Below are 18,127 nucleotides of genomic sequence, written 5' to 3'. Positions count from 1 at the left end.
TTAAACCTCCACTTCATAGGTATCCCAGATGTTTGCCGCAGCTTTTTCGTTCGTTTCTTCTTTGCTGTCCGGCGAAATCAGCCGCTTATTTAATGCAGGCGGTGTTAAAGGATGGCGCTTGATTCGGCGCCCTTCGTCTTCCTGCCACGCTTCCACAATGACGTGGGCGTTTGTTCCGCCGTCGGCAAAGCAGTTAATTCCTGCCGCCGGTATTGGTGACGGCCAGTCTGCCAGAGTGCGGCTGAACTGAATATTGGCCTTTTCTCTATCAAAATGTGTGTTTTCATGCTCGCCTGATAAAAACGGAATAAAGCTCTTTTCTTTCAGCATGAGAACAACTTTTATGAAACTTGCAATTCCTTCCGCGCAAAGCGGGTGCCCGATGTTCGGTTTCACAGATCCGATTCCGAGCGGGCCGGCGTCTTTTGAACGGTAGACGGATTGAATGGCCTTCAGTTCTAACAGATCCGTCACGACCGTGCCTGAACCGTTCGCTTCAATATGAGTAATGTCTTCCGGCTGTTTTCCGCTTTTTTCAAGAGCCGTCTTCATGACGGATTTTTGCGCTTCCAGACTCGGCGTAGCCGGGCCGGCCGTTCTTCCGTCATTATTGACGGATGCCGCCTTCACTACGGCATAAATAGAATCTCCGTCTTCAATCGCCTGAGACACGGTTTTTAATAGAACCATTCCGACACCCTCGCCCAGCACGACTCCATCGGCGCGTTCGTCAAATACATGGAACGACTGCGCTTTACTTAATATGCCGCGCTGTGCAAATAATTTATGGGTTTCTTCTGATTCAAACAGGCTCACGCCGCCGACGACGGCCGCTTTTATTTCTCCTGTTACAAGAGCCTGCACGGCCATATTCATTCCGACTAAAGCAGAAGAACAAGCCGTATCGAGGACAACGCTCGGGCCGCGCATATCAAAGTATTGAGAGAGATTTGCGGCCAAATAATTCTGGCCCAGTGCGACGATCGGGTTTTTCGCGTCCAGCAGTTTCTCTTCACCCGGTCTGTGACGGCTGCGTCCGCCGAGATACACACCTATTGCTTCTCCCTTTATCTCATCCGGCGTATAGCCCGCGTGATACCACAGGTTAAGGCATTCTTCCAGAGCGGCCAAAGCTTGAGGGTCCATTGCCTTTACATCTTCTTCTGCCAGTAAAAAGAAGTCCGGATCAAATTGATTGATTCCGTCAAGCATTCCCGCGTAATAAGGCGTCTTCCACCCCCATCGTTCAGCCGGAACAGGACGGATAGCCGAACGGCCTTCAGCCAAAAGCGACCAGTACGCCTCTAAAGAAGCCGCTCCCGGAAACCGGCAGGACATGCCGACGACCGCGATATCTTCCCGGTGAATCTGTTTTCCGGCCGGCTCTTCTTGCACCTTAACGGCTTGTGTTTCAATCACCGGCTCAGCCGGCTTCTTCAGAACAGGCTCCGCCGCCGCCAAATCAAACCGTTCTGACAAAACTTCTGTATATCCTTCGAGAAGCCAATTTGCGAAAGATTGAATCGTCGGATATTCATACAGAATGGACGGGTCAAGCGATGCCGAGAGATTCCGATTGATCCGCTGCAGAAGCTGGGCAAGGATAATGGAGTCCACTCCGTAATCTTGGAATAATACGTCTGTCTCAAGCTGATCCTGGTCAATCCGCAGCTCTTCAGAAAATAATTCTTTCAGCCATTCTTCTGTTTTCCTTGTTAATTGAGCGTTGTCTGCGGCAGTATCAGCGGTTTTTTCCGCCGGTTTTACCATAGCCGGACTCATTGGCTGATCCTGCCTGCTCCGCCGCAGGAATCGCTCCGGCTTCCACAGCTTAGGATTCAGAACGGCCGGCAGCACCGGGCCCCTTGCTGATTCAAGAAGTATGCCGTCAAGGAGCTGTAATCCTTCTGCATTCGTGATGCTGTATAGCCCGCTCTCTTTATAAGCTTTGTTCGTTACTTCGCCCATTCCGGTTTCTTTCCAGTTCGGCCACTGAATGCTTACGATCGGCAGCTGCTCTTTGTATGAGTTTGCAAAATAGTCCATATACGCATTGGCCATGGCATAGTCGGCCTGTCCTGCCGAAAGCGCCGGTATCGCAGCTGACACGGAAGAGAACAAGACGAAAAACTTCAGCGGCTCTTCGCTGAGCACACTGTATAACGCCTGAAGCCCGTCTACTTTCGGCTCGAGCACGCGCTGTATGTCTTCATCGGTTTTTCTGATGAATGCGAGCGTCTCTTTATCGGTCACACCCGCGCAGTGAATCACGCCGCCGATAGGTCCGAGCGTCTGTTTTATCTGACTCAGTTCCTGTCTCAGCCCGGCTTCATCAGCTAACGGGACTGACAATACCTTCACTTGTACACCTTTGGATTCCAAGTCGAGAACAGCTTCAATTTTCGCTTTTACAGAAGCCGTCACCCCATTCAGTCCGCCTGTCCACTCACTTCGCGGCGGAAGGGTCTCACGTCCTGTAAGCACCAGTTTTTTCACTCCGTAATGTTCGGCAAAATGGCGTGCGCATAAAAGACCGATCCCTCTCGTCCCTCCGGTGATCAGAAGCACATGGTTGTCCGGAAAATCAATTCTCTCGCCTTGCATATTCATATTTTCTGAGGCGCTCAATACGGCGCGGTAGCGCAAGCCGTCCCTCCGGCAAACTTCCGCGTCATCAGTACGGGCATGAAACTCATCGGCAATCTGCTTCGCCAGTTCGTCATCCGAAAGCGCTCCTTCAAGGTCGAGATGCCTTGAAGACAGATGACCGTACTCACATGCCAGCATTCTGTACAGACCGGCCCGTTTTGCTCCTGTTGTTTGATTGGCCTCTTTATTTAATGACTCAAGGTCTTTCGTGACACAAAGCAGTGTCATCCCTTCTTTATGCCCATGCTCAATCAATTGCTGAAGCCATTTGATTCCGGCCATGTCTTGAGAATCTTCTTTCGCTGCGCCGAGGAGGTCGATGACTCCGTAAAACGCCTGCCAGTCATATTCACCGGAAAGGTCTGATGCGGTGATGATACGGTGATTCGGCATATGCGCTGCGATCTCTTCTGCGAGATTGATCGTGTCCCCGCCTGTCAAAATCGCAACGGAACGTGCGCACGGTTCACGCAGTTCGAGCGGGCTCAGTTCCCATTGTTTCGTCAGAATACGTTTCATCCGTTCCTCTGTATGGACCTTCTTTTTGTCAGGATTCTCAGGCACCCAATACGTGTCTTTTGCGAACGGATAAGACGGAAGACTGAGTAAACGCGGCGTACCCTTTTCATACAGCCGGTTCCAATTCAACACGCCGCCTTTCACCCATACCTCTGCCAGCTTGGCGAATTTGCCTTTTCTGATCCAAGCGTCAATGACGATGTCCATATCTTCATCGGCCGTGAACAAGGCAAACGTATCTTTATTGCGGTGAGACTGGCCGGTATACAGCCCGGCGATGTTTTTCTCATTTTTCGTAAATGCTTCCAGCTTTGTTTCCAATTCCGCCATCGTCGCTGCAAGAATGGCCAAGCGCTCTTCCATTTCGTCCCTTCCGGTTTGCAGCGTATAAGCGACGCCCGCCAAGTCTTGATCTGTATACGGCGTTTGACGGATCGCTTTTTGCAGCTGCTGCGCCTGTTCAAACAATTTTTCTTTTGATTTGGCGGACAAAAGGATGATTGCCGGATTTTCCGGGCTGTGCTCAGGCTGAGCGGCTGCTTTCGGGACATACTCTTCAATGACGATATGGGCGTTGACCCCGCCGATGCCAAATGAGCTGACCCCGGCCCGGCGCGGAATGGCATTTCCGTTTCTATCTTTTGCTGCCGTCCATTCCTGATTTTCCCGCACGATGTAGAAAGGACTGTCATCAAGCTGAATGTACGGATTGATCGTCTCGCAATGCAGGCTTTTCACCAGCGTTTTGTGTTTCATTTGCAAAAGCACTTTCATGACGCCTGATACCCCCGCGGCAAGCTCTAAATGGCCGATATTGCTTTTGACCGAACCGATGCCGCAGCGGTGACCGGAGACTTCGGGCTCTTGATTTGTTTTCGCCAGCTCGTGAAACGCCGCTTTCAGACCGTTTATTTCAATCGGATCGCCCAATTCCGTTCCTGTACCGTGCGCTTCAATATACGTGACGGTGCTCGGGTCCACTCCCGCTTTCCGATATGCTTTCACCAATAAATCAGCCTGCAGTTTCGGATTCGGCGAGGTTAACGTATTCGCCCGGCCGCCGTGGTTTTCAGCCGTACCGCGGATCACGCCGTAAATCGGATTGCCGTCACGTTCTGCATCTGTCAGCTTCTTGAGCATCAGAATTCCCGCGCCTTCTCCTCTGACATACCCGTTGGCATCTTTGGAGAAGGTTTTGCATTTTCCGTCTTTGCTGAGCATGCCTGCTTTGCTGTAGCTGATATGCGCTTCTTCCGTCAGAATCGTGTTGATTCCCCCGGCAATCGCCATGTCGCATTCTCCGTTTTCTATAGCGGATACCGCCCGGTGAATCGCCACAAGCGAGCTTGAGCATGCCGTTTCAATCGGCTCGCTCGGCCCGTGAAGATTTAACAAATAGCTCAAACGGTTCGGACCAATGGAAGGAATCATGCTGCCTGTCGCCGCATGTCCTTCCGGCGCAAGACCTGCCCTTGTGAACAAATCTTTATAACCGGTATTTCCGGTGCCGATAAAGACGCCCGTATTTGTGCCGGAAAGGCTTTCCGGCTTACAGCCCGCATCTTCTATCGCCCGCCATGCATAAGTCAATAACAGCCGCTGCTGCGGATCTAAATATTGGGCTTCCCGCGGTGAAATCCCAAAGAACAGCGGATCAAATTCAGCTATTCCGTCGATAAAGCCGCCCCACTTGATATTCGTTTTGTTCCCTTCAAGATTCGGGTCGCCATCAAACGCTTGCCAATCCCAGCGTTCTTTCGGAATGGTTGTGATCGAATCCTTTCCTTCTTTCAAATTGCGCCAAAATTCCTCTATATCCTTTGCACCCGGGAATCGGCCGCTGATTCCGACAATGGCAACCGGGTCCAAGCGGCGCGGCTCTTGTGTCGCTGCCGCAGCGTTCATTACCGTTGCGAAGCGCTTTTTCCGCTGCATTTTCGGTTTTTGGGCTTTTGGCTGCTCTTTTTTCGGAGACTCTTTCTTCTTTTCGCCGAAACGGCCCGGATGCTCTTTTGCCAAATATCCGGCGAGACCGCTGATCGTTCCGTACTCAAAGAAAATCGTCGGCGCCAGCTCCAGCTGATACGCTTCATTTAATTGATTCGTAAAGACGGTAAAGGATACGGAATCAAAACCGTATTCACTCAATTCCGTATCTGTCTCAATGTCCTCACGGTCAACTTTTAAAATGCCGCTTACCATGGCTGTCAAAGCGGTGTGAAGCGTTTGAAGAGATTCTTCTGCATCGTGTTTTTCTTCCGGCTGAGAAGGAAGGCCGGCTTCTGCCTCATCCGTCAAATACTCTGCTAAACTGCGGATCGTCCCGTGTTCGAAGAAGATCGTCGGCGCCAGCTCCAGCTGATACGCTTCATTTAATTGATTCGTAAAGACGGTAAACGATACGGAATCAAAACCGTATTCACTCAGTTCCGTATCAATATCAATCTCGTCTTGGCCGACTTTTAAAATTGAACTGACCAATCGGATAAGCGCACCGTGCCATTTGTCTCCCGAAACGGCGGATACAGGCTCTATACTCTGCACCTGCGGCTTTTCAGTTTCAGAAACAGATAGGAACGACTGTTTTAATTTTGCTGCGTGTCCTTCGGCTGCTAAAAGTTGCGGCTTTTCCTGAGCCATTCCTTCATAAAATGCAGCCAGGCCTGACGCCTTTTGAAGCGGAACCATGCCGAAAGCTTTTTTCATCATTTTCTCCGTCTCGTCTCCCGCCTGCATACCGCCATCTTTCCACAGCGTCCAGTTAAAGGCGACCGTTTTTCCGTGCCGAAGGCCATTCTCCGTAAGGGATTGCCTGTAAGCGGCGTATGCATCCATAAACGCGTTGCCGGCGGCATAATCAGCCTGCCCGACATTGCCGAGAACGCCGGAAACACTGGAGAACAATACGAAAAAGTCAAGATTGCAGTCTTTGCTGGCTTCATCTAAATAAGCGGTTCCGATGACTTTCGGGTCAAGTACTTCTCTGAACTCTTCCTTCGTTTTTTGCAGCAGGAAGCGGTCTTGTATCACTCCCGCAGCGTGAATAATTCCGTTAAGCTTTCCGAATTCCGACGTAATCTCTTTGATCAGCGCTTCATTTTCCCGCCGGTCTGCCGCATTCAGCTTTTTGTAGACGACATTTGCGCCGGAGTGCTGAAGCATAGCAAGCTCACGCTGTTTGGCTTCTGCCAGATTTGAGCGGCCGGTCAGAATGATTTTCGGGTGTTTTACGCGACCTGCGATTTCTTTTGCGAACATCAAGCCCAGGCTTCCCGCGCCTCCGGTAATCAGATATACACCTTCGTCCTTCCAGACGATGCCGCCCCCTGCGGGATGCATTTCTTCCCAAGCCTTCACATACCGTTTTTCTCCTTTATAACGGATATGTTTATCATGCGGCCGATGACTGTCGTTTTTCAGTTTTTGAGCGACAGCCGGCATTTCGCCGATTGATTCCATTTCGATGAGCTGACAGTCAAGTTTTCCGTATTCCAGCTCGGCTGTTTTTAACAAACCTGTTAACCCCGCAAACAATTGCTGGCTGCCGTCTGCTGAGATAACGGTCTGAATCAGAATGCGGCCCTGCCTTTTTTCGCTGATGATCCGCCGGATGTGTTCGGCGATTGTCTGCGCAAAGCTTTGGAAGCGTTCAGCGGCTGTTTCACCCTCACCTTCTGCAATCAGCAGTTCGGCGTCTTTCAGGCCGGATGCCGCTTCATCTTTTATACGGCAGGCATCTTCACAAAGTATGATCAAATGCTCATCAGCATGGACAGAAGCTTTCTCGGATGCGGCGGCTTCTTTCCAGACCGGTGCAAACAAGACCTTTTCCGAGCCTGATAGCCGCTGAGCCGATTCTGCATCGCCTTCAAGCTCTCTCGTAGAGAATCCTCTCACCTTCACGCAAAGCGCTCCTGTTTCGTCGAACAGGTCAATGTCGGCTTTCTGCACGGAATCACCGGTTTGATATCCATCGCTGAAACGTGCATGCGCCCGTATAGTCGGCGTGCATGCTTTGATGACTTCAAGATATTCCAGCGCAAACGGCAGAATCAGCTTTTGTCCGGAAAACTCCTGCATAATGCAGATCGTCGCCGTCTGAATAGCCGAATCAATGATGCTCGGATGAAGTGTAAATTGTCCATTCGTGTGAGAAACAGAATCCGGAAGCTGTATGTCCGAGAGCACTTCTTTATCACCGATAAAGGCGGACTTAATGCCTTGGAAATCTCTTCCATGGAACATCCCCCTGCTCCTGCCTTCCCGATAAAAGGCCGCCGGATCAAGAATATCCGCTTTGCATCTGTTTTGTATGGCAGAAAGGTCGGCCTCAGGCTCTTGTTCAGCCTTAATGATTTCGGCCCGTCCTTGGCTGTGCAGCACTTCTTCGCCGTCAGCGTTTACGCTGTAAATGTCATATGAGATGATGCCGTCCTCTTCAGGGAAAAGCGCAATATGGACTTGGCGCTCTTGTTCGTGAACGACGATCGGTTTCATCCAGACCGTATGATGGAGCGTTATTCTGTCTTGGTCTTTTAATAAGCCGCCAAGCGCACGTTTTACCGCTTCATAAGACATTTCCAAATATGCCGCTCCCGGCAGCACCGCTTTTTCCCTGACCACATGATCCTTCAGGAAAAATTCTGAGCCTGTAAACCGTGAGCTGAACCGCTGAACGGCCAAATCTGACGTGTTTTGCTGCACGAGCGGGTGTAAAACTGAGACTCCGGTGTGTGCGGCAGATGTGTTCTTTTCTGCTTTTTTCGGCCAGTACGGCTCCTTTGCAAACGGGTAGACCGGCACGCTGATTCGTTTCGGATGCTTGTCTTTGTAAAGCTTGTGCCAATTGATGGCGACGCCTTTACTCCACATTTCACAGAGCTTCGGTCCTTTTCCTTTCGCAAGCCATTTCTCAATGAGTTCAGCGCTGTCATCATCATCAGAAAGCCAGGCAATATCTTTCGCCTGCTGTTTTTCTCCTCTGAAGCAGCCTGTTACTGCCGGCTTATCATTGATAAAATCGGCAAGCTGCCGCTTCAGCTCCGCAGTGCCGCTTGTGATAAAGGCCGCGCGCTCTTCCATCGCTTCCCTTCCGACTTGGAACGTGTAGGCAAGATCAGCGAGGTCTGTGTCCGTTTTTCTTTCCAGAAAAGCCAGCAGCTGTTTTGTGTACTCCTTCAGACGATCTTTTTTTCTGGCAGACAACGGAATGATGAACGGACCGGCAGCGTCTGCTGCTTCAGATGCATCCGGATATTGTTCAAAAATCGCGTGTGTGTTTGTCCCGCCAAGACCGAAAGAGCTTAAAGCCATGCGGTGCGCTCTGTTCTCACGGGTTAACTCTTTCTTTTCTTCCGCTACGTAAAACGGAGAGTCTTCTAAATGAAGATTCGGATTCGGCTCTTTGTAATTGATGCTCGGCGCGATTTCCTGATGATATAAGCTCATGACAACCTTGATGCAGCCCGCCATTCCGGCCGCTGTATCCAAATGCCCGAGATTTGTTTTGACTGAACCGATGCCGCAGTATTGTTTTTTATCTGTATATCGGCCGTACACCGATTGAAGTGCGGACAGTTCGATCGGATCGCCGAGTTTTGTTCCTGTGCCGTGAGCTTCGACGTACGCGATCGTTTCGGGATGTATGCCCGTCTGATCAATGACCTTCTGAATGACCTCAGCCTGTCCTTTGACGCTCGGCGCATAAAATCCGACCTTATCCGCTCCGTCGTTATTGACGCCGATTCCGCGCAGCAGCGCATAAATATGGTCGCCGTCCTTAACCGCATCCGACGCTTTTTTCAAGAGCACGGCGCCGGCCCCTTCACCGCCGATCATTCCGTCAGCATCCGCGTCAAACGCTTTAATATGCCCGTCGCTTGAAAAATTCAGCCCCGGCTGATGAACATATCCGGCGCTTGATTCCGTATGAAGGGTCGCACCGCCGACAAGGGCGTACTTGGCTTCGCCGGACTGCAGGCTTTGAAAAGCCGAATGCAGGCCGATTAACGAAGATGAGCAGTTGGCATGGACAAAATAGCTCGGCCCTTTCAACCCGAGTTTATGAGAAATCATCGTCGGAATCGTACCGCTTTGGGCAAGCACCCATGACACGTAGCCATCCGGCGTTTCCAGCTGTGCTGTCGTCTCCCCCGGCAGCAGGCTGCGGTAAGAGTTCGTGCTGGCAGACATATACACGCTTGTTTCCGGAATTTCTTTGGAGATATACCCCGCATCCTCGATTGCCTTCCATGAATGGAGCAAAAGCATTCTCAGCTGAGGGTCCATATATTCCGCATCTTTCGGTGAAAAGCCGAAGAAACCGGGATCAAACATTTCTTTCCCCTCTAAAACTGATTTAGCCGGAACGAAGCCGGGATGATCAGCCAGTTCTTCAGAAATACCGAATCGGCGGAGCTCTTCTTTTGAAAAGAAGGTGATGCTTTCTTTGCCTTCTTTGATGTTATTCCAAAATTCATAATGATCTTTCGCTCCCGGAAACTCACAGGATATACCGATAACCGCAAGGCTGTCCTCGTAATAATCGGGAAATTCTCCCGCCGGGTGTTCCCGATCTTCTGTATTCACTTTCTTTTGCGGTACAGGAGCCAAAACGGCTTCTTTCGGTTTTTGTTCAGCGATATACCGGCTGATGTCTTTTACCGTCGCGTATTCAAACAGCTCCGTTACACTGAATTCACAATCCAATTCCTGCGTCATCCGGTCAGTGACAGTCACGGCAAGAAGCGAATCTCCCCCCGCATCAAAAAAGCGGTCATCAAGCTCTATATCTTTGCTTTTCAATACATCCTGCCAAATCGCCAGTACGGCCTGCTGGATATGAGTTGATGAAAATGTTTGTGTGTCCGGCTGCTTTTCCGTCAGATCGCGGGCAGCAAGAAGCTTGCGGTCCACTTTTCCGTTCGGCGTAAGCGGCAGCTCTTCAAGACGGACAAACGAAGCTGGCGCCATATAGGCCGGCAGCGCTTGTTTCAAATGATTGCGCAATTCCTTTGCAGATGGAAGCGGCTCTCCGTTTTTCAGGATATAAAACGCGCAAAGCTTCTCATTTCCTGAGTGATTGTTCACAACCACTACGCTTTCCTGTACGGCCGGATGGGCATTCAGCCGACTCTCAATATCTCCGGGTTCAATCCGGTAGCCGCGGATTTTGACTTGGGTGTCCATCCGTCCCATGTATTCAATGCGGCCGCCGGGAAGAAAGCGCGCCATATCGCCTGTTTTATAAAGCTTTGATCCCAGTTCGAGCCGGTGGCTGACGAAAGCTTTATCTGTCAGCTCAGGCTTGTTGAAATACCCTCTTGCCAATCCGTCTCCCGCAATACAAAGTTCTCCCGGCACCCCTTCTAAAACAGGGTTGAGACCGGAATCCATAATATACACGCGGGTATTGGCGATCGGGCGTCCGATCGTAAGCGCGCTCTCATTCTCCGTTATCCGCTGCACCGCGGACCAGATTGTCGTCTCTGTCGGCCCGAACATATTCCAAGCCTCACTTTTCGTATCGAGAAACTGCTGCTTCAATTGTTCGCTAAGCGCCTCTCCGCCGCAAAGGATTTTCACATTTTCTTCATTTGACCATCCGGAATGAAAGAGCATTTTCCATGTAAACGGGGTCGCCTGCATGATCGTCGGTTTGTACTCTTGAATCAGCTCTTTCAGCTTCCGTGCGTCTTTTGTGACTTCTGTCTTACAGATGTTGCACTCCGCTCCTTTGATTAAAGGAAGGTAAAGCTCCAGTGCCGCGATGTCAAAGCAATATGTCGTGACGGCAAGCAGTTTGTCTTCGGACGAAAGCCCCGGTTCATTCGCCATCGAGATTAAGAAATTGGTCAGCGCCCGGTGCGGAATCATCACGCCTTTCGGTTTGCCCGTGCTGCCCGACGTGTAAATGACATACGCCAGATCGTCAGGTGTCACTAACCGCTTCAGCGACGTTCTTTCCGCGGCTGTACTTTCAATATGAGACCAATCGCGGTCAATGGCAGTTGTCTGCACGCCCCCCCAGTTCAAAGAGTGCTCTAAATCAGCTGTCGTCAGGCACATTGAAATCCTGCTGTCGGTGATCATATATTCCAATCTGTCAGCGGGATAAGAAGGATCAAGCGGCACATACGCTCCCCCGGCTTTTAAAATGCCGAGAAGGCCGACAGCCATATGCAATGATCGGTCTGTATAAATGCCGATGAGATCATCAGGGCCTGCACCGTGCGCCTGCAAATAGAGCGCCAGCTTTGTGCTTTTTTCATCAAGCTCACGGTACGTCAGCTTTTGCTCTTCATACACGACCGCACAAGCGTCCGGCGTTTCTGCCGCCTGACGTTCGAATAATTCATGGAAGCAGGCATCCGGATATTCACGGCTTGTCTCATTCCAAGTATTAAGAATCATGTGCTCCTCTCTTTTTGTCATGAGAGAAACGTTCTCAAGCGGCGTATCCGGATTCGCCGTCAAAGCTTCAGCAGCCTGTACAAATTGGCTGAAAAGTCTGGCCGCCCCTGCTTCGTCGAATAATTCGGTGCTGTATTTAATCGTAAGATCCATGCCTGATGCTTCTTCCCACATTTCAAATACAAGATCATATTCCCCCTCTTGATGAATGTCTTTTACAAACTCACAGGAGAATTCCTTGTATTCATCAAGCATCGATTGATAGCTCGAATGCTGCAGAAAGTTCTGATAGAAAAAGGCATTGCTGAAAACAGGCGAACCGTTCTGCCGGGGTTTCGCATGCACATCACGCACCATTTTCGGAAACGGATAAAATGAGTGATCCAGTCCGTCCAGAACGGCATCCTGCACCTTTTGAACAAAGTCAGCAAATGTTTCTTTTCGTCCGGCTCTGCTCCGTATGGGAAGCATGTTGAGGAAATGGCCGACCACTCCGTCAAAGCGTTCTTCGGGTCTGACCATTGCAGGCATGCCTGTCACAATATCTTCCTTATCCGTATATTTGCTTAAAAGCACCATGTAACAGCTCAGCATGACGGTAGACAAATGAATCGAACGGGATGCGGCAAACGCCGTTATATTATTCAGCAGCCGTTCGGGAAGACGGCGTGTCATCGTATCTTCTGTAAACTCCGGAACACTGCTGTCCGTGCGCGTCGGCGGAAGCTGAAGGTCAGGCAGATCGCCCCCGAGCTGTTTCATCCAGTAAGCGCGGGCAGTTTTGCTTTCTTCACCCGCTAAATACCGCTTTTCCCAAGCCGCGAAATCGGGATGAATGCCGGGAGCAGCGGCCGCAAACTCTTCTTTTCCCTCCATCAGCGCCTGATAATGACCCAGCAGACTGTGAATAAATGTAATGGATGAAATGCCGTCAAACACGATGTGGTGAATGACCGTCAAAAGATAATTTTCCTCGGCGGATTTTGAAAGCAGCTGCACGCGCAGCAAAGGCCCGCCTTCTTTGACAAACGGCTCTTTCACTTTTTTTCGTATCAGAGCGGATATTTGTGATTCATTGACGTCAGAAATATCTTCTTCCGAGAATACAAAAGGATCTGCCGCTTCTATGAAATAAAACCCGCCGTCTGTTTCATTCACGGCGCTTTTGAGCATCGGATGCTGCTTTAATACGAGCTGAAACGCCTGTTTCAGTTTCTCTTTGTCGATTCCGGATGTGAATCGGAAACAGAGCGGGACATGGTATGCAGTCGTTTCAGGCGACATTTTCTGCAATGTCCACAGCCCTTTTTGGACTTCTGAAAGCGCTGGCGCCGTTTGCCGTCTCTCCCGTTCTGCCGGCGGTTCGGCTTTTTGGGGATGATGCTCCGCTGACATGTTTGCCGCTTTTTCAGCAGTATAAGCCGCTAAAGTGCCAATCGTCGGGTTTTTGTGCAGCTCTCTTGTCGTCAGCCGGATGTGATACGTTTTTTCAATTGATCTGGCGAGTTTCATCATCTTGATGGAATTGACGCCAAGACTTTGAAACGGCGTATTTGGATCAACGAGCTCATCCGCGATGGAAAGTTCCTCTTTCAGAAAACGGATAAAATCCCGTTCAATATCTTTCTCGGCAGAAGCGGTTTCTGAATTGACGCCTTCTTGTCTGCTATTATGTAATGAATCAAATTGCCCTTGTTCGAATGAATGTTTCAGCTGAGTGCGCTGGATTTTCCCGATCGCCGTCTTAGGAATGTCTTCTTTTGCGACCGGAAGCAGATAATCAGGGGTAACGCCGATTCTCTGTGTCACGTGCTGGTGAATGTGATGAAGAAGCTTCGTCATGCGATTCTCATCCAACGGAACAGATGTCACAAAGAAAATCGCCAGCTCATCTGTCGTGCTTTGATTCGGCCGGACGGCGCATGCCGCTGTATAAGACGTTTCAATTTCCGGCAATTCCTCAACGGCTGATTCAATGGCATGGCTGTAATAATTCACACCGTTAATAATGATGGCATCTTTCGTGCGCCCCGTTATCGTCAGGCGGCCTTCACGCAGAAATCCGAGATCTCCCGTTTCAAACCAGCCGTCTTCTGTAAAGACACTCTCATTTAAGTCCGGGCGCTCATAATATCCGCTCGTTACAGTCAGACCCGACACTTGGAAGCGGCCGATTTCTCCTTCTTCCACCACTTGATTGCGGTCATCCGTAATTCTCATATTAAATCCCGGGATCGGCAGACCGATCTCGACGAAACGATCGTCGTCACTCGTGTTTTCCAGTGTAAACTCATCTGAGAAAATAACGCCTGAAGACGTTTCGGACATTCCCCATGCGGGTCGGATGGCATTAGCCGGCAGACCGTGCGGCTCTAAAAGCTCCATAATTCTGCGTCCGACTTTCGCAACCGCGGCCTCCCCGCCGTTCAGCATGTAACGCATGGAAGATAAGTCCCATTTCCGCGTTTGAATCTCTTCTGCAAAATCGGCAAGCAGTCCAAAGGCAAAATTGGGAGCCCACGTAACCGAAGCGCGGTAATGATCAATCAGGTCGAGCCATTTTAAAGGGTCCATCAAAATGGATTCGCTCGGTATGTTGATTTCCTCACATCCGAGATAAACATCACGCAGATGAAGCATTCCGATGCCGCCGACATGGTCAAAAGGCATCCAGTTAAACGTGACATCATCACTTGTATAGCCCTGCATCTGAATATTTCCTTTGACCATGCAGACGATGTTTTCATGGCTGAGCATCACGGCTTTCGGCGTGCCCGTGCTTCCCGAGGTCAAAAGCAGCATCGCCAAATCTTCCGGACGGGGATGATGACAGTCCGTATCCATTTCGTGCGCACTGAGATCTTCTGCCGCCAAAGCGCAAAACCCGGAAAGCTCCTGCTCCTCCGCCCATTCAGTCATCTCCGGCAGCACGTCACGGCTTGTGATGACATACGGCTGATTCAAAAGCGTCCAAGCGTCTTTCAGTTTTTGCGTCCCGCTGTTCATTTCTGTATAAGCCGGAGCGGCCGCAAGCGGAACCGGGATCGCTCCTAAAAAAACACAGCCCCAAAAAGCAGGAATCAGCTGGGAATTGTCACTGAGCTGTAATATGACTTCATCCTGAGCCTTCACTCCTGATTGGCGGAGCCCTTTCACAATCGAAAGAGCGATCTTTTTCAGGCCGCTGTAAGTCTGGTACACTTTGGTGCCGTCAGGCTGTATATATGTGATACCCTTTTGATCTCCCGCTGCCGCGGCGGTTTTGTGCAGGACTTCAGGAATCGTCATCGGCTGATCCGCTGAAAGCCGCAATGATTTTCCATAGCTGACAGATGGCTTGAGTAACCCGCTTGCCTTCATATCACTTTTCATAGAGCTGCCTCCATTTCATCTGTATGTAAGATGTATGTCTTATACTCCGTACATCGTCGTGATTCGTTTCTTCACTTCATCATCATGAAACGTCTCATCGTGCATGATTAACTCCTTCTCAATGACAGCCGGAAGCTGCTCGCGAAACGGCGTCACCAAGTGCCTTTTCAATGTAATTAAAGAGTTTCTCGGTTTTTCTGCAAGCTCACGGGCCAATTCCTGCGCATAGTCTAGTACTTCCTGCCGAGGAAGCACCGGAAAAGGCACCCCTCTTTTCTCCAGGTCACCGCCGCGGTAGTGGCCGCCGTTTAACAGCATTTCATGGCCGAGGCTTGCCCCAAGCTTCTCCGGAACGATAAAGGTAGCGCCCATTCCGGGGGTGAAACCGTATTTCATAAAGTTTGCGGTATACACGCTTTCTTTGCTTAAAATGACAAAATCACTGAAAAGCCCCATGACAAACCCGCCTCCGATTCCGTGGCCCTGCATGGCGGAAATGACGGGAATATCACATTCCAGCGCCAAAGAGTACATGCGGTCTTCCGTAAACTTCGTGATGCCCTGCTGAATCCTGAGCAGGCCTTCCTGTGTGCCTCCGGAAGCAAAGTAATGGCCGTATCCTGTTAAAATCACAGCTTTATAGACTGACGATTTTTTTATACGGGTGAATGCTTCCATCAATCCATCCGTCAGTTCTTTGGAGAAGGCGTTTTTATGGGCTTTATCCTGCATTGTCACTTGGATAATATCCGGTTCAATTTCGAGCAGTTCAACTGCGGCGTTCGGCATGATATCCTCCTAACTGTTCTCCGTTTCCCAAGGAAGCCGCCCCGTTTCTGCATAACGGAAGATGGCTGATTGGTTATCCGGATCTGAAAACATCGCTTGATTTTCGGCTAGAGCAATGGATTTCGAACGATGAACAAGGTCGTTTAAGGAATCCATGTATTGTTTATAGCGGATGACTGCTTTTTTCGACAGAGGGCGAAGACGCAGCAAATGCTTTCTCAGCTCTGTTGCTGAGTCCGGGACGCATACGTCACAAAGTCCCCATTCAAGCGCCTGGCGTGCCGGCACGGGCTTTGTCATAATCGTCATATAATGCGCCTTTTGACATCCGATTCTTTGAATTAAAAACGGCAGAACGCAGGCCGGATAAAGTCCGAATAACAGTTCAGATAAACTGAACGAAGCATTCTCCTCTGCAATGACGATATCGCACGCGGCGGCAAAACCGACACCTCCCGCATTTACTTGTCCGCGGACGCGAGCGATTGTGATGTACGGCCCGGATTTTAATGCCAGCCACAAACGGTAAAGCGGCTCCTGCGATTCCGCATGCTGCATTCCCTGCCTCATTTTCCGGTACATCTCATCAAAATCCGCCCCGAAACAAAATACCTCCGGCTGCCCTTCAAGCACTACGGAGGTCACGGAGTCTTCACATTCAGAAAGAATATGCAGGCATTCCTCCACTAAACGCTCATTAATCGTATTGTTGGCTTCAGGCCGATCAAAGGTGATGAAGCAGACATTTTGCTGAAAACGGACGTTTATCGTTTCATAGGTCACGATATCCACCTGTATTTCCGATGAAATTCCGTGATTTCTTCCAAATATAAACGAGGGCTCCCGGCATGATGGTCTAAAATGTTCGGAATCATATTCATATCCAATTTGACATTCCGGGTTCCGAACTTCACCAGACCGCTGCCTTTAAACAGTTCCTCATACTCTTCCATGGACAGCCTGTATCTGTTGTTCAGATGCTCTTCTATATTGAAAGAATGCTGCCGCGCTTGCCCTTCAGGCGTCACAACGCCGCTGTAAAATTCTGAACAGCATCCGGAGCCGTAGGAGAAACAGCCGATCCGCTTAGAAGTGTCGAATCCCCCTTGGTCAATCGTGCTTGCAAGAGCCAGTAAAGAGGCTGCTCCCATAATATTTCCGACTCTTTGGCAATAGCGGAGCCCCGGCTCTACTCTGGTTTGAAAATCCTGTTCGATTTCAGCGTTTTTCGCTTTTGCAAGCTTGCGCATCATCGTCCGGTGGGCCCCTTTGACCATGCCGCCAAACGGTGTATGGAAGGCAAGATAGTGAAACGTCTCTTTGTAGTCAGCGCCCGGCACACGGTTTTTGTACTCGCGAAATGTCTGTTCACAGCAATCGAGGTAAGACATCAATGACAAATCGGCGTCACCGGCTTCACTGTCCGGGATCGGACGGCATGTATCCATCACCTCATAGCCGTAGTAGCCGTTAGCGCCCGCATCCGCCTGAAATACAATTGGATTTTCACCGATCAATAAGGCGACGGCACCCGCTCCGGCGCTCGGTTCTGCGTAAGACCAATCCTCGCTTAACGCATCGCCGCCTTCGGCAATTAAAAACCGGGAAATATCCGTCGCGACGACAAGCGCCTTCGCTCCGGGGGATGTCTGCGACAAAATAAAGTTAAGCGCCATCTGCAAACCCGCCGTTCCTGAATAACAGGCTTGTTTCAGTTCAAATAAACGGCAGTTCCGGTTGAGGCCTAAGTAATCATGAATATATGTACTGAGTGATTTTCCGAAGTCAATGCCGGACTCCGAGCAGGTAATCAGCAGCTCGATTCTGTCTTTTTCAGCCTCTGTCAATCGGTCGATAATCGGCTTTGCCGCGTTAACGCCGAATGTAACAGGGTCTTCGTACGGAAGCGCCACCGCTTTTTCTTTCATCAGTAAATTCTCAAATCTGGCAGGGTCTAAGTTTCTGTACTCCGCCAGCTGCATGACATCAAGGTATGCTGTCCCGCCAAACACATTTATCGCTTCTATTCCGGCAGCCGCCATGAACTTCGCCTCCAATATGAATTTTGAGTTTCCGATTTTTCCACCGTTTTATCAGACAGCCTGTACCTTTTCATAAAGCTTTTCCGCCAATTCGCCGATGTTTGACACTCCCTTCAGCTCAACACGCGGGATCTGCAGTGATAATTCTTCAAGCATCATCGTGATAATTTCGGCGCGGTCCACTGAATCCGCCCCCAGATCAACTAACCGGTCTTCCTGTGAAAGCTGTTCGCCTTCTAAATCAGGTAAAACCTCGTAGATTGTGTTCTGCAGCAATTCAAAGATTCTTTCTTTACTCATTGTCAGTTCCTCCCTGTTTCATCTTTTATGAATATTCCATGTTT

At 50.1% G+C, this 18,127-nt stretch carries 5 protein-coding genes; all 5 read right to left on the bottom strand.

All coding sequences use genetic code 11. The annotated features are described in order from the left end of the window. From JNUCC22_RS08660 to JNUCC22_RS08640, 5 genes are read right to left on the bottom strand one after another with little or no spacing between them, the layout of a single operon-like run. Positions 1 to 14,952 (bottom strand): non-ribosomal peptide synthetase, encoded by a 14,952-nt coding sequence (locus tag JNUCC22_RS08660; protein ID WP_216062269.1) that lies wholly within the window; start codon positions 14,950 to 14,952, stop codon positions 1 to 3. A gap of 39 nt (positions 14,953 to 14,991) precedes the next feature. Continuing rightward, positions 14,992 to 15,741 (bottom strand): polyketide synthase, encoded by a 750-nt coding sequence (locus tag JNUCC22_RS08655; protein ID WP_003154094.1) that lies wholly within the window; start codon positions 15,739 to 15,741, stop codon positions 14,992 to 14,994. Positions 15,742 to 15,750: 9 nt separating this feature from the next. Then, positions 15,751 to 16,524, bottom strand: coding sequence for an enoyl-CoA hydratase/isomerase (locus JNUCC22_RS08650; protein WP_098081416.1), 774 nt, complete (start codon positions 16,522 to 16,524; stop codon positions 15,751 to 15,753). Then, a complete protein-coding gene (locus tag JNUCC22_RS08645) occupies positions 16,521 to 17,783 on the bottom strand; it encodes a hydroxymethylglutaryl-CoA synthase family protein (RefSeq protein ID WP_114354644.1) in 1,263 nt (420 codons plus the stop codon). Before JNUCC22_RS08645 ends, JNUCC22_RS08650 begins: the two co-directional genes overlap by 4 nt. A 51-nt stretch (positions 17,784 to 17,834) precedes the next feature. Beyond that, positions 17,835 to 18,083: an acyl carrier protein gene (locus JNUCC22_RS08640; protein ID WP_216062268.1), complete on the bottom strand. Its 249-nt coding sequence runs from the start codon at positions 18,081 to 18,083 to the stop codon at positions 17,835 to 17,837. Positions 18,084 to 18,127 lie beyond the last annotated feature (44 nt).

It is taken from the genome of Bacillus sp. JNUCC-22, from assembly GCF_018861275.1.
GTDB lineage: Bacteria > Bacillota > Bacilli > Bacillales > Bacillaceae > Bacillus > Bacillus velezensis.
Note: the sequence above shows the minus strand (reverse complement) of the source record. Positions and strands in the feature narration are given on the sequence as shown.